The organism is Nocardioides sp. Z24_21 (assembly GCF_058134345.1).
Genome location: NZ_JBYTTH010000003.1, coordinates 406,009 through 419,062 on the forward strand (window position 1 = coordinate 406,009; position 13,054 = coordinate 419,062).

Below are 13,054 nucleotides of genomic sequence, written 5' to 3' on the forward strand. Positions count from 1 at the left end.
TGTCCGGGTGCCCGACCGTTGTGGTCAGGCAGTGCGCACAGTCCACAGGAACACGGCAGGCGCCGCAACCCCGGGCCACCCCCACCGGGTGGTCGCGCGTGCCCACGCGCCACGTCCGCGACCGTCCGGACGCCTCGGGCCGGGGCTGAGACGGCGCGTGCGTGCACGCACGATGGGACTACCCGCCGGTAGATTTCGTGGCGCGGTGGACCGTGACACGATGAGCAGGTGAGTGACGCCGAGAAGTCCAGCGAGAAGTCCAGCAAGAACCCGGCCATCGCGTCGGTGATCCACGAGGGTCTGCCCACCCAGCTGCCCGACATCGATCCCGACGAGACGCAGGAGTGGCTCGCGTCCTTCGACGCGATGCTGGACGATCGCGGCCGCGACCGGGCCCGCTACCTCATGCTGCGACTGCTCGAGCGCTCGCGCGAGAAGCAGGTCGGCGTTCCCGCGCTGCGCTCGACCGACTACATCAACACCATCCCGCCCGAGCGCGAGCCGTGGTTCCCCGGCGACGAGGAGGTGGAGCGCCGCATCCGCGCCTTCATCCGGTGGAACGCCGCGGTGATGGTGTCCTCGGCCAACCGCAAGGGCCTCGAGGTCGGCGGCCACATCGCCACCTACCAGTCCTCGGCCAGCCTCTACGAGGTCGGCTTCAACCACTTCTTCCGCGGCAAGGACCACGAGGGCGGCGGCGACCAGGTCTACATCCAGGGCCACGGCTCGCCGGGCGTCTACGCCCGCGCGTTCCTCGAGGGTCGGCTGAGCGAGTCGCAGCTCTACCGCTTCCGCCAGGAGGTCCAGCACGGCAAGGGCGCCGGCCTGCCGTCCTACCCGCACCCGCGCCTGATGCCCGACTTCTGGGAGTTCCCGACCGTGTCGATGGGCCTGACGGCCATCAACTCGATCTACCAGGCCCGCTTCAACCGCTACCTCGACAACCGCGGCATCAAGGGCACCGACCAGCAGCGCGTGTGGGCGTTCATGGGCGACGGCGAGATGGCCGAGCCCGAGTCGCTCGGCGCCATCCGCGTGGCGGCGCGCGAGGAGCTCGACAACCTCACCTGGGTCATCAACTGCAACCTCCAGCAGCTCGACGGCCCGGTCACCGGCAACGGCAAGATCATCCAGGAGCTCGAGGCCAACTTCCGCGGCGCCGGGTGGAACGTCATCAAGGTCGTGTGGGGCCGCGAGTGGGACGCGCTGCTGGCGCGCGACGTCGACGGCGTCCTGGTCAACCAGATGAACTCCACGCCCGACGGCGCGTTCCAGACCTACTCCACCGAGGACGGCGCCTACGTCCGCGAGCACTTCTTCGGCGGCGACCCGCGCCTGCGCGCGATGGTCCAGCACATGTCGGACTCGCAGATCGAGAAGCTGCCGCGCGGCGGTCACGACTACCGCAAGGTCTACGCCGCGTTCGACGCCGCGACCAAGCACACCGGTCAGCCGACGGTGATCCTCGCCCACACCATCAAGGGCTGGACGATCGACGCCCTCGAGGGCAAGAACGCCACCCACCAGATGAAGAAGCTGACCCTGGGCGACCTCAAGAAGTTCCGCGACCGGCTCTACCTGCCGATCAGCGACCGCGACCTCGAGGAGTCCTACGAGAAGACGGGCGGCGCCCCGTTCTTCCACCCCGGCTCCGAGGCCCCGGAGGTCGAGTACATGCTCGAGCGCCGCAGGGCCCTCGGCGGCTCGATCCCCCGCCGCGTCAACCGCGCCTCGTCCCTCAAGCTGCCCGGCGACGAGATGTACGCCGAGCTCAAGCAGGGCTCGGGCAAGAACAAGATCGCCACCACGATGGCCGTCGTGCGCCAGCTGCGCGACTGGATGAAGGACCCCGGCATCGGCGAGCGCATCGTGCCGATCGCGCCCGACGAGTACCGCACCTTCGGCATGGACTCGATGTTCCCGAGCGCCAAGGTCTACAACCCGGGCGGGCAGCAGTACGAGTCGGTCGACCGCAAGCTGCTGCTGTCCTACAAGGAGTCCGCGCAGGGCCAGATGCTCCACGAGGGCATCTCCGAGGCAGGTGCCGTGGCGTCGGCGACGGCCGCCGGCTCGGCCTACTCCACGCACGGCGAGCACATGATCCCGTTCTACATCTTCTACTCGATGTTCGGCTTCCAGCGCACGGGCGACTCGATCTGGGCGATGGCCGACCAGCTCGCCCGCGGCTTCCTCATCGGCGCCACCGCGGGTCGCACCACCCTGACCGGCGAGGGCCTCCAGCACGCCGACGGCCACTCGCCGCTGCTGGCGGCGACCAACCCGGCGGTCGTCCACTACGACCCCGCGTTCGCCTACGAGATCGCCCACATCATGCAGAGCGGCCTCCAGCGGATGTACGGCACCGGCGGGCCCGAGGGCCACGGCGAGGACGTCATCTTCTACCTCACCGTCTACAACGAGCCGGTCTCCCAGCCCGCCGAGCCGGCCGACGTCGACGTCGACGGGATCCTGCGGGGCATCCACCGCGTCGCCACCGCCGACGGCGAGGGTCCGCGGGTCCAGCTGATGGCCTCGGGCGTCGGCTACCCGTGGATCCAGGAGGCGGCCCGCCTGCTGGCCGAGGACTGGGGCGTCCAGTCCGACCTGTGGTCCGTGACGTCGTGGAACGAGCTGGCCCGCGACGGTGCCGCCGCCGAGCAGTGGAACCTGCTCAACCCGGGCGAGCAGCGCCGCACCCCCTACGTCAGCGAGAGGCTCGCCGACGTGCAGGGCCCGGTCGTCGCCGTGTCCGACTACATGCGGGCGGTCCCGCTCCAGATCGCGCGCTGGGTGCCGGCCGACTACCGCGTCCTCGGTGCGGACGGGTTCGGCTTCGCCGACACCCGCCCGGCCGCGCGCCGGTTCTTCCACATCGACGCCGTCAGCGTCGTCGTCCAGGCGCTCCAGGCCCTGGCCGACGCCGGCGACTTCCCGGTGGAGAAGGTCGTCGAGGCCGCCCAGCGCTACCGCATCGACGACCCGACCGCGACCCAGGACATCAAGCAGGAGGGTGGCGACGCCTGACGGCTCGCCGACGTCCGCGAAGCGCCGACGCCCGCCCGACCCGGACCACCGCCCGGGTCAGGCGGGCGTCGCGCGTACGTCGTCCAGCGGCGCGACGGGCGCGTCGCCGGCAGGCGCCTCGGCCGGGGCGAGCGCCGCACCGTCGTGCAGCAGCTCGCGCCACCGGTCTCGGTCGTGCCGGCTGGGCTCGGTGGTGCGGATGAAGTCGCGCACGATCCTGGCGAACCGCTCGGGGTGGTCGCGGTGCGGGAAGTGGCCGGCGTTGGGGATGATCTCGATCCGCGCGGTCGGCGCGAGGGTGCGGGCGGTGCCGGCGTGGCGGGCCGGGATGACCATGTCGTCGGAGCCCCACACGACGCACATCGGCATCGCCTCGGTCAGGTAGGCCCGGTCGGCCATCGTGACGACCTGGCCCCTCCAGTCCACGACGGCCCGCACGACGTGTCGGATCGCCGCCCGGGCGCTGGGGTCCTTGAACGAGTCGTAGATCGCGGCGACCTCGTCGAGGTCGCGCAGCCGGGACACCCCGGTGCCGGCGAGCACGCGGAGGGTGGTCGTGGCGGCGTGGCGCAGTCCCGGTGCGGTGAGCACGCCCATGACCTGGTGGAACCCCGGCGTGGTGATCGCGCGGATGGCCGGGTGCACCTCGGGGCCGAGGCCGCCGGACCCGACGAGCACCAGGCGCTCGGTCCGCTCGGGGTACTGGTAGGCGAACTGCATCGCCACTCCCCCACCGAAGCTGTGCCCGACCACCGTGGCGGTGTCGATGCCCAGCACGGTCAGCAGGTCGCGCATGCCGTTGGCGTAGCCGCCGACGCTGTAGTCGGCCCGGGGCTTGTCGGACGAGCCGTGGCCCAGCAGGTCGGGAGCGAGCACGGTGTGGGTCCGCGACAGCGAGGTGATCACCGGGTCCCAGGTGGTGTGGTCGCAGCCGAGGCCGTGGAGCAGCAGCACCACGGGCCCCGACCCGGCGCGGACGAAGGCGCGCCGGTGGCCGTGGACGGTCACGTGCTCGACCTGCGGGCTGCTGTTGCTGGGCACTCTCGACCTCCCCCTCGGCCGCGCGGCGCGGACTGTCGCGGATTCAACCAGAGTGGACGTCCACGTACCCCGCACCGGCCGCAGCGATGCGGACTCGTGACCTTCGACCGCACCCGCCCCCGACCCGGCCCCCCACCCGGCTCCCGCCCGCGCCACGCGGGTGGGCTTCGTGGGAATCCCACTACCCGGCCGGTCCCACTACAGTCGTGCCGTGTCCGCCTCCAGACGTCGCGCCGCCGAGGCGCTGCGCAACTCCACGGGAGCGCTCAGCACCGCGGCCACGGCCCGGATGTCGACCGACCTCCCGTGGTTCGACGACCTGAGCGCCGAGGACCGGTCGTGGGTCGGGCTGATCGTGCAGGCCGGCATCCGCGGCTTCGTCGACTGGTACGACCGCGAGATCGAGGCGTCGTCGCACGACCCGCTCGACGTGGTGGTGTTCGGCGCCGCGCCGCGCGAGCTGACCGGCGTGATCTCGCTCCAGCAGACGGTCGAGCTGGTGCGGCTCAGCATCCGGGTCGTCGAGACCACCATCGACGCCCTCCTCCACCCCGAGGACGCCCGCGAGGTGCACGACGCGGTGCTGCGCTACGCCCGCGAGGTCGCCTTCGCCACCGCCGCCGTCTACGCCCGCGCCGCGGAGTCGCGCGGCGCCTGGGACGCCCGCCTCGAGGCCCTCGTGGTCGACGCGGTGGTGCGGGCCGAGGCCGACGAGGCCGTGCTCTCCCGGGCGAGCGCGCTGGGCTGGGGAGCCCACGGCGACGTCGCCGTGGTGCTGGGCTCGCCGCCTCCGCACCGCGCGGAGCTCGACGTCTTCGAGTCCGTACGCCGCTCGGCGCGCGCCGGCGGGATGGACGCCCTGTGCGCCACGCAGGGTGATCGGCTCGTCGTCGTCCTCGGCGGGGTGAGCGACCCGCTGCCGGCCGCGACCCGGCTCCTCGAGCACTTCGGCGACGGCCCGGTGGTGGTGGGGCAGGTGACCGCCGACCTCGCCCACGCCAGCGCCTCGGCCCGCGACGCCCTGTCGGCCCACCGGGCCGCCACCGGTTGGCCCGACGCCCCGCGTCCGGTGGCCAGCCGCGACCTGCTCCCCGAGCGGGCGCTGGCCGGCGACGGGCACGCGCGCCGGCACCTCGTCGACGAGGTCTACCTCCCGCTGGTCGCGGCTCGCGGCACCCTCCTCGAGACGCTCGGGGCGTGGTTCGAGCAGGGCTCCTCGATCGAGGCGACCGCACGTGCGCTCTTCGTGCACCCCAACACCGTGCGCTACCGGCTGCGCCAGATCACCGACACCACCGGCTGGTCGCCGACGCGTCCGCGCGAGGCGTTCGCGCTCCAGCTCGCCCTGATCCTGGGACGCCAGTCCGGACGCACGGAGTTGTAGGAACCCTACAAGGATCCGGGGGTCAGATTCGTCGGCGTCGGACCGGCGGCGTGCGGTCGCCACCCGGCAGAGTGGGCGTGTGCTCGTCATCGTCGCCCCCGGCCAAGGGGCCCAGTCCCCCGGTTTCCTCACGCCCTGGCTGGAGGACCCGACCTTCGCCGCGCGCCTCGACTGGCTGGCGACCGTCGCCGGCGTCGACCTGGCGCACTACGGCACCGAGGCCGACGCGGAGACCATCCGCGACACCAAGATCGCCCAGCCGCTGCTGGTCGCGACCGGCCTGGTCGCCGCCCTCGACCTCTTCCCGCACCCGGGCGACGCGTTCGCCCGCATCGGCGCGGTCGCCGGCCACAGCGTCGGCGAGCTGACCGCCGCGACGGGTGCGCGCGTGATGACCGCCGAGCAGGCGATGGTGCTGGTGCGCGAGCGGGGCAACGCGATGGCCGACGCGGCCACCACCACCGCCACCGGGATGACGGCCGTCCTCGGTGGCGACCGCGACGAGGTCCTCGCCACGATCGAGCGCCACGGACTCACCGCCGCCAACGACAACGGTCCCGGTCAGGTCGTCGCCGCCGGCACCATCGAGCAGCTGGCCGCGTTCGCCGACGACCCGCCCGCCAAGGCGCGGCTGATGCCGTTGAGCGTCGCCGGCGCGTTCCACACCGAGCACATGGCGCCCGCGGTCGACCGCCTCGCCTCCCTGGCCCGCTCGGTCTCCACCCACGACCCGCGCACCCCGGTGATCTCCAACCGCGACGGCCAGGTCGTCCACGACGGTCGCGACGTGCTCCGCCGCATCGTCGGGCAGATCGCCAATCCGGTCCGCTGGGACCTGTGCATGGAGACGATGGGCGACCTCGGCGTCACCGGCATCCTGGAGATGCCGCCCGCCGGCACGCTCACGGGCATCGCCAAGCGCGCGCTCAAGGGCGTGGAGACCTTCGCCCTCAAGACGCCCGACCAGCTCGACGCGGCCCGCGAGTTCTGCGACAAGCACGGCGAGGCCTCGATGATCGAGACCACCCCGACCTGGCGGATGATCGTCTCGCCCGCCAAGGGCACCTTCCACCTCTCCGCGGAGGCCGCGCAGCTCCACCTGCTCGCCCCCGGCGCCACGATCGGCGCGGTGGCGAGCCTGCGCGAACGCACCGACATCACCGCGCCGCACGGCGGCTCGGTCGTCGAGTGGCTCGTCGAGGACGGCGACCTGGTCTCCCCCGGCCAGCCCCTCCTGCGCCTGCACCCCGAGGCCTCGCTCTGATGGCGGCGATCACCGTCCCGACCGGCGCCGCCCACGCCCGCATCCTCGGCCTCGGCGTCTACCGCCCCTCGCGCATCGTGCCCAACTCCGAGGTGGTCGAGGCGATCGAGTCCAGCGACGAGTGGATCCAGCAGCGCTCCGGCATCCGCACCCGCCGCTTCGCCGCCCCCGAGGAGACGGTGCAGATGATGAGCGTCGCCGCCTCGCGGCAGGCCCTCGAGCGCGCCGGCATCAGCCCCGAGCAGATCGACTGCGTCGTCGTCGCGACGGTCAGCCATCTCCTCCAGACCCCGGCCATCGCGCCGGCGATCGCCACCGAGCTCGGCACCGACCACGCGGCGGCGTTCGACATCTCGGCCGCGTGCGCCGGCTTCTGCCACGCCGTCGCGCTGGGCGCCGACATGGTGCGCGGCGGCAGCGCCGGGCACGTCCTGGTGATCGGCGTCGAGCGGCTCTCCGACATCACCGACATGAACGACCGCGGCACCGCGTTCATCTTCGCCGACGGCGCAGGCGCCGCGGTGATCGGCCCCAGCGACGTCGCCGGCATCGGCCCCGTGGTGTGGGGCTCCGACGGGGAGCAGTACGACCTCATCCGCCAGCGCGAGGACTGGCGCGACGTCGTCGGCAGCGACACCACGCCCGGGTCGGGCGTGATGCCGCACCTGACGATGCAGGGCAACCCGGTCTTCCGATGGGCGTCCTTCACGATGGCCAAGGTCGCCCAGCAGGCCATGGACGCCGCCGGCGTCAGCCCCGACGACCTCGACGTCTTCGTCCCCCACCAGGCCAACATGCGCATCATCGACGCGATGGCGCGCTCGATGAAGCTGCCCGAGCACGTGCGGATCGGCCGCGACATCGCCGACCAGGGCAACACGTCGGCGGCCTCGGTCCCGCTCGCGCTCGACCGGATGATGCTCGAGGGCGACGCCCGCAGCGGCGACACCGCCCTCCTCATCGCGTTCGGCGCCGGACTGGCCTACGCCGCCCAGGTCGTCACCGTCCCCTGACCCGCCCGGCCGCGCCGGGCACGGCGGGACGGCATCCCCACAGACCCGCACCAGCACAGACCGAGCAGCACCCACACAACAAGAAGGGAAGGCCCCATGGCCAGCACCGAAGAAATCCGTGCCGACCTCGCTGAGATCGTCAACGAGGTGGCCGGCGTCGACGCCGACGACGTCCAGTTGGACAAGTCCTTCGTGGACGACCTCGACGTCGACTCGCTCTCCATGGTGGAGGTCGTCGTGGCCGCCGAGGAGAAGTTCGGCGTGACCATCCCCGACGACGAGGTCAAGAACCTGAAGACCGTGGGCGACGCCGTCGCCTACATCGAGCGCGCCCAGGGCTGACGCTCGTCCCCTCACGTCACGGGTGGCCGGAGTCCAGCCCGGCCCCCGTGACCCAGGACCCCCACCAAGCGAGAACGGAACCTCACCTGATGCCCTCGACCCGCGTAGTCGTCACCGGCCTCGGCACCACCTCCCCCCTCGGAGGGGACGTCGCCTCCACGTGGCAGGCGATGCTGTCCGGCACCTCCGGCATCGCACGCCTGACCGACGAGTGGATCGACCAGCTGCCGGTGAAGATCGGCGGCCGGGTCGCCGTCGAGCCGTCCGAGGTCCTCGAGCGCGTCAAGGCGCGCCGGCTCGACCGGTCCAGCCAGTTCGCCATGGTCGCCGCCGACCAGGCGTGGGCCGACGCGGGCCTCGAAGGGTCCGGCCTCGAGCCCGAGCGGCTGGGAGTGGCCCTCGCGTCGGGCATCGGCGGAGTCACCACGCTCCTGGCCAACTACGACGCGCTGCTCGAGAAGGGCGCCCGCCGGGTCTCCCCGCTGGCCGTGCCGATGCTCATGCCCAACGCGCCGGCGGCCAACGTGAGCCTCAAGTACGGCGCCCGCGCCGCCGTGCACGCCCCCACCTCGGCGTGCGCATCGGGCAACGAGGCCATCTCGATGGCCCTCGACCTGATCCGACTCGGTCGCGCCGACGTCGTCCTGGCCGGCGGCACGGAGGCCGCGATCCACCCGCTGCCCATGGCGGCGTTCGCCAACATGATGGCGCTGTCCAAGACCGCGAGCGACGACGGCGGCGACCCGACGACGGTCTCCCGCCCCTGGGACACCGGCCGCGACGGCTTCGTCCTCGGCGAGGGCGGTGCCGTGCTCGTGCTCGAGTCCGAGGAGCACGCCCGGGCCCGCGGCGCGACGATCTACGCCGAGGTGCGCGGCGCCGGCATCAGCAACGACGCCCACGACATCGCCCAGCCCGACCCCGAGGGTCGCGGCGGCACCCGGGCGATCCGGATGGCGCTGCGCGAGGGCGACGTCGACCCGGCCACCGTGGTCCACGTCAACGCCCACGCCACGTCCACGCCGAAGGGCGACATCGCCGAGGGCCTGATGCTCCACGCCGTGCTCGGCGAGCACGTCGACCGCTGCGTGGTCACGAGCACCAAGTCGATGACCGGCCACCTGCTCGGCGGGGCCGGCGCACTGGAGGCCGTCGCGACCGTGATGGCCCTCCGCGACCGGGTCAGCCCGCCCACGATCAACCTCGACGAGCGTGACCCCGAGGTCGAGCTCGACATCCCGACGGCCCGGCGCGACCTGCCCGACGGCGACATCGTGGCGCTCAACAACTCCTTCGGCTTCGGCGGCGCCAACGTCGCGGTGGCCTTCGGCAGCGTCTGAGCACCACCCCCACCCACGAAAGCCCCGCTCGCGACTCTCCCGGACGACACCGCGGGGAACCGGAAGGATCCTGATGACGACGACGGCCACCAAGCCCGCCAAGCTGCCCCGCGAGCAGGACCCGCGCAACCCGGTCCACCGGCTCACCGCGCTGCTCGACGAGGGCACGCTCGAGCTGATCACCCCCGACGACGACTCGGGGATGCTCGCCGCGGTGGGCCGCGTCGACGGCACGTCCGTGGTGGCCTTCTGCAGCGACGCCACCGTCATGGGCGGCGCGATGGGCGACGTGGGCTGCCGGGTGGTGGTCGACGCCTACCACCGCGCGATCACCGACGGTGTCCCGATCATCGGGCTGTGGCACTCCGGCGGCGCCCGCCTCGCCGAGGGGGTGCTGTCCCTCCACGCCGTCGGACGCATCTTCCAGGTGATGACGCAGGCCTCCGGCGTGATCCCGCAGATCTCGGTGGTGCTCGGCCCCGCCGCCGGCGGCGCCGCCTACGGGCCCGCGCTCACCGACGTGGTCATCCTCGGTCCCGAGGGCCGCATCTTCGTCACCGGCCCCGACGTGGTGCGCTCGGTCACCGGCGAGGACGTCGACATGCTCCGCCTCGGCGGGCCGGAGCCCCACGGCCGGCGCTCCGGCGTGGTGCACATCCTCACCGAGTCCGAGCGCGAGGCGCTCGACCGCGCCCGCACGGTCGCCTCGCTCCTCGGCGCCCAGGGCAGCCTGGCCGCCGACTCCGTGGAGGACCGCGACCTCGAGGCCCTGCTCCCGGAGTCGAAGAAGCGGGCCTACGACGTCCACCCGCTCGTCGAGGGAGTGCTCGACGAGGGCACGATGCAGGAGCTGCACGCCCGGTGGGCGCCCAACATCGTCACCGCCCTGGGCCGTTTCGGCGGCCGCACGGTCGGCGTGGTCGCCAACAACCCGCTGCGCCTCGGCGGCTGCCTCGACTCCCTGTCGGCCGAGAAGGCGTCCCGCTTCGTGCGCATGTGCGACGCGTTCGGGGTGCCGCTGATCGTTCTCGTCGACGTGCCCGGATACCTCCCCGGCGTCGGCCAGGAGTGGGACGGCGTCGTGCGACGCGGTGCCAAGCTGCTGCACGCCTTCGGCGAGTGCGTCGTGCCCCGCGTCACGCTCGTGACCCGCAAGACCTACGGCGGCGCCTACATCGCGATGAACTCCCGTTCGCTCGGAGCCACCCGGGTGTTCGCCTGGCCCGGCGCGGAGGTGGCCGTGATGGGAGCGGTGGCCGCGATCCGGATCCTGCACCGCCGCCGGCTGGCCGAGGTCTCCCCCGAGATCCGTCCGCAGGTCGAGGCGGAGCTGGCCGCCGAGCACGAGCGCATCGCCGGCGGCGTCGACAAGGCCGTCGAGATCGGCGTGGTGGACGAGGTCGTCGAGCCCACCCGCACCCGCAGCGCGATCGCTCAGGCGATGCGCCACGAGATCGACACCTCGGGCGTACGCCGCGGGCACCACGGCAACATCCCGCTCTGACGCCGGCCCCTCCCGCCGCGGAGAGGATCAGGCCGAGAGGCGTCCCGGCTCGCTCACACCACCTGGTGGAGCCAGCGGACCGGGGCGCCCTCGCCCGCGTGCCGGAAGGTCTCCAGCTCGTCGTCCCACGGCTTGCCGAGCAGCTGGTCGATCTCGAGCAGCAGCGTGGTGTCGCCGAGGGCGGCCTTGACCACGGCCGCCTTGAGGCGGTCCTCGGGGATCAGGATGTCACCGTGCGGCCCGGTGATCGCGTGGAAGATGCCGAGGTCGGGGGTGCAGGAGAAGCGGGTGCCCTCGGTCGAGCTCGTCGGCTCCTCGGTGATCTCGAAGCGCAGGTGGTTCCAGCCACGCAGCGCCGACGCGACGGCCGCGGCGGTGCCGGCCGAGCCCGTCCACGACAGCTCGGCACGGTAGGAGCCCGGCTGGGCAGGCTGAGGCGTCCAGTCGAGGGACACGGCCACGCCCAACACTCCGCCCACGGCCCACTCGATGTGCGGGCAGAGTGCGGAGGGAGCTGAGTGCACGTAAAGGATGCCCCTCGTGGCCGGACCGTCCGGACGGGAAGCAATGCGTGTGGTCACGGTGACCTCCTTGAGTTCCGACGCTCCAGATGCGCCTTCCCCAGCGGTCTGTCGTCAGTGCTCAACGAATGTCGAGTGACACGTATGTGATTAGGCCACCATTGTGACGCATGTGGCGTCCGAGCGCCAGTGATCACGCCGAACGCCCGTCCCGGGACCCGTCCCCCGCTGGCGCCGGGGCCGGCTCAGGACTGCCGCCGCTCCAGGGCGTCGGCTCGCTGCGCGGCGTCGGTCAGCTCCTCGGCGTCGATCGCGTGCGTGCGGTGGAACCACGCCAGCGCGTCGGACTCGCGCCCGGCGGCCTCGAGCGTGTCGGCGTAGGCGTAGCGCAGCCGCACCACCCAGGGCGCCCGACTGTTGGAGGTCAGCGGGGCGAGCTCCAGGGTGCGCAGCGCGGCATCGAGCTGGCCCATGTCACGGCGCGCTCCGGCCTCGACCAGCGTCATCTCGGCCTTCGCCTCGGCGCTGAAGTTGGCCACCGACGGGCTCTTGGCCAGCTTGATGGCCTGCTCGGGGTTGCCCAACGCGCGGTGACAGTCCGCCATGATCGGCAGGTAGTCGGTGGCGCCGTTCATCCGCTTGGCCGCCCGCAGCTCCGACAGCGCCTCGGCGTAGTGGCCGGCGGCGTAGGCGGTCTCGCCGGCAGCCTCGCGCACGACCGCGATCCGCGACGCGCGGGCGCGTGCGGCGAGGGCGTGACGGTAGGCGAGCTCGGGGTCCTGGTCGATGAACGCCCCGGCGGCAGCGAGGTGCCTGGCCACCCGGGCCGCGAGCTTCTCGGGCAGGCCCTTGAGCTGCGCGCGTACGCCGCGGTCGAGCTCGGCACCCGTGATCCCCTCGGGCAGGTCGGGTCCGTCGTAGGCGGCCTGGTCGACGGTGCGCGGTGCCTGCTCGGAGCGCCCGCGGAAGGAGCGCTCCTGACCGCGCTCGGGCCGCTTGCCCCCGGTCGGCTTGCCCCCGGAGGCCTTGCCCCCGGAGGCCTTGCCCCCGGACGACGGGCGGCCCGACGCGCTCCGACCCTCGCCGGAGCGGCTCGCGCCGCGGGCGTCGCCACGCGTGCTGCTGTCGCGTGAGTCGCTGCGCGGGCCACTGCGTGAGCTGGAGCCACCACGGCCGCCGGCGGTCGAGCCTCCTCGGCCGGCGCCGCTCCCGCCCCGTGACGGTCGCTGTCCTCGACGGTCCTCGGCCACAGCCGCACTTCCCTTCTCCTCGCGTTGTCCCCGTCCAGGGCCAACGCTACTCACACGTGGCGCAAACTGACGCAGGGGCCACCAGATCACTGGTGGCCCCTGCCAAATGTATGTCCGGCGGCGTCCTACTCTCCCACAACCTCTCGGTTGCAGTACCATCGGCGCTGAAAGGCTTAACTTCCGGGTTCGGTATGGGACCGGGTGTTTCCCGTTTCGCTATGGCCGCCGTAACTCTTTCAACTCAATCAAACCCTGCTGGGCTTGTTGGTTGGGAACTGCTTAGTGGACGCGAATATGTGTGTTCGTCTTTTGCGCGTGTGTGGTCTTGTACGGTGTTGGGACAAGCCCTCGGCCTATTAGTACCGGTCGGC

The 13,054-nt window shown here is 72.5% G+C and carries 10 protein-coding genes and 1 rRNA gene; 7 read left to right on the forward strand and 4 right to left on the reverse strand.

Annotated features, from left to right (window positions below; genetic code table 11):
* The first annotated feature begins 228 nt into the window (after nucleotides 1–228).
* On the forward strand, nucleotides 229–3,024 hold the full coding sequence (gene aceE / locus AC3X7Z_RS13465) for a pyruvate dehydrogenase (acetyl-transferring), homodimeric type (RefSeq protein ID WP_241005375.1): 2,796 nt from the start codon (nucleotides 229–231) through the stop codon (nucleotides 3,022–3,024).
* Between the two features lie 57 nt (nucleotides 3,025–3,081).
* Here the strand turns inward: aceE and AC3X7Z_RS13470 are convergent, their stop codons facing one another.
* The gene (locus AC3X7Z_RS13470; protein ID WP_489976235.1) at nucleotides 3,082–4,065 is read right to left on the reverse strand and encodes an alpha/beta fold hydrolase; all 984 of its coding nucleotides are present in this window, start codon (nucleotides 4,063–4,065) and stop codon (nucleotides 3,082–3,084) included.
* A 211-nt stretch (nucleotides 4,066–4,276) separates the two neighbouring features.
* Between AC3X7Z_RS13470 and AC3X7Z_RS13475 the strand changes: the two genes are divergently transcribed.
* From AC3X7Z_RS13475 to AC3X7Z_RS13500, 6 genes are all read left to right on the forward strand, one after another.
* Nucleotides 4,277–5,449 carry a PucR family transcriptional regulator gene (locus tag AC3X7Z_RS13475; RefSeq protein ID WP_241005374.1) on the forward strand — a complete coding sequence of 391 codons (1,173 nt, stop codon included), beginning with the start codon at nucleotides 4,277–4,279 and terminating at the stop codon, nucleotides 5,447–5,449.
* 79 nt (nucleotides 5,450–5,528) lie between these two features.
* Complete coding sequence (locus tag AC3X7Z_RS13480; RefSeq protein ID WP_489976236.1) at nucleotides 5,529–6,713, forward strand: acyltransferase domain-containing protein; 1,185 nt, start codon at nucleotides 5,529–5,531, stop codon at nucleotides 6,711–6,713.
* The gene (locus AC3X7Z_RS13485; protein WP_489976237.1) at nucleotides 6,713–7,726 is read left to right on the forward strand and encodes a beta-ketoacyl-ACP synthase III; all 1,014 of its coding nucleotides are present in this window, start codon (nucleotides 6,713–6,715) and stop codon (nucleotides 7,724–7,726) included. Before AC3X7Z_RS13480 ends, AC3X7Z_RS13485 begins: the two co-directional genes overlap by 1 nt.
* A 96-nt stretch (nucleotides 7,727–7,822) precedes the next feature.
* Complete coding sequence (locus AC3X7Z_RS13490; protein ID WP_172260204.1) at nucleotides 7,823–8,068, forward strand: acyl carrier protein; 246 nt, start codon at nucleotides 7,823–7,825, stop codon at nucleotides 8,066–8,068.
* A gap of 89 nt (nucleotides 8,069–8,157) precedes the next feature.
* A complete protein-coding gene (locus AC3X7Z_RS13495; RefSeq protein WP_489976238.1) occupies nucleotides 8,158–9,408 on the forward strand; it encodes a beta-ketoacyl-[acyl-carrier-protein] synthase family protein in 1,251 nt (416 codons plus the stop codon).
* A gap of 73 nt (nucleotides 9,409–9,481) precedes the next feature.
* Nucleotides 9,482–10,912: an acyl-CoA carboxylase subunit beta gene (locus AC3X7Z_RS13500; RefSeq protein WP_186342658.1), complete on the forward strand. Its 1,431-nt coding sequence runs from the start codon at nucleotides 9,482–9,484 to the stop codon at nucleotides 10,910–10,912.
* 53 nt (nucleotides 10,913–10,965) lie between these two features.
* Here the strand turns inward: AC3X7Z_RS13500 and AC3X7Z_RS13505 are convergent, their stop codons facing one another.
* The 3 genes from AC3X7Z_RS13505 to rrf form a co-directional block, all read right to left on the reverse strand.
* Nucleotides 10,966–11,493, reverse strand: a complete 528-nt coding sequence (locus tag AC3X7Z_RS13505) for a DUF3145 domain-containing protein (RefSeq protein WP_489976239.1) — start codon at nucleotides 11,491–11,493, stop codon at nucleotides 10,966–10,968.
* A 185-nt stretch (nucleotides 11,494–11,678) separates the two neighbouring features.
* On the reverse strand, nucleotides 11,679–12,683 hold the full coding sequence (locus tag AC3X7Z_RS13510) for a tetratricopeptide repeat protein (RefSeq protein ID WP_489976240.1): 1,005 nt from the start codon (nucleotides 12,681–12,683) through the stop codon (nucleotides 11,679–11,681).
* A 112-nt stretch (nucleotides 12,684–12,795) separates the two neighbouring features.
* Nucleotides 12,796–12,913: ribosomal RNA gene (gene rrf / locus AC3X7Z_RS13515) — 5S ribosomal RNA — on the reverse strand.
* Nucleotides 12,914–13,054 lie beyond the last annotated feature (141 nt).

Coding starts and splice junctions, on each gene's coding strand:
- AC3X7Z_RS13500 (WP_186342658.1), top strand. CDS start 9,482: ATGACGACGACGGCCACCAAGCCCGCCAAGCTGCCCCGCGAGCAGGAC.
- AC3X7Z_RS13495 (WP_489976238.1), top strand. CDS start 8,158: ATGCCCTCGACCCGCGTAGTCGTCACCGGCCTCGGCACCACCTCCCCC.
- AC3X7Z_RS13485 (WP_489976237.1), top strand. CDS start 6,713: ATGGCGGCGATCACCGTCCCGACCGGCGCCGCCCACGCCCGCATCCTC.
- AC3X7Z_RS13490 (WP_172260204.1), top strand. CDS start 7,823: ATGGCCAGCACCGAAGAAATCCGTGCCGACCTCGCTGAGATCGTCAAC.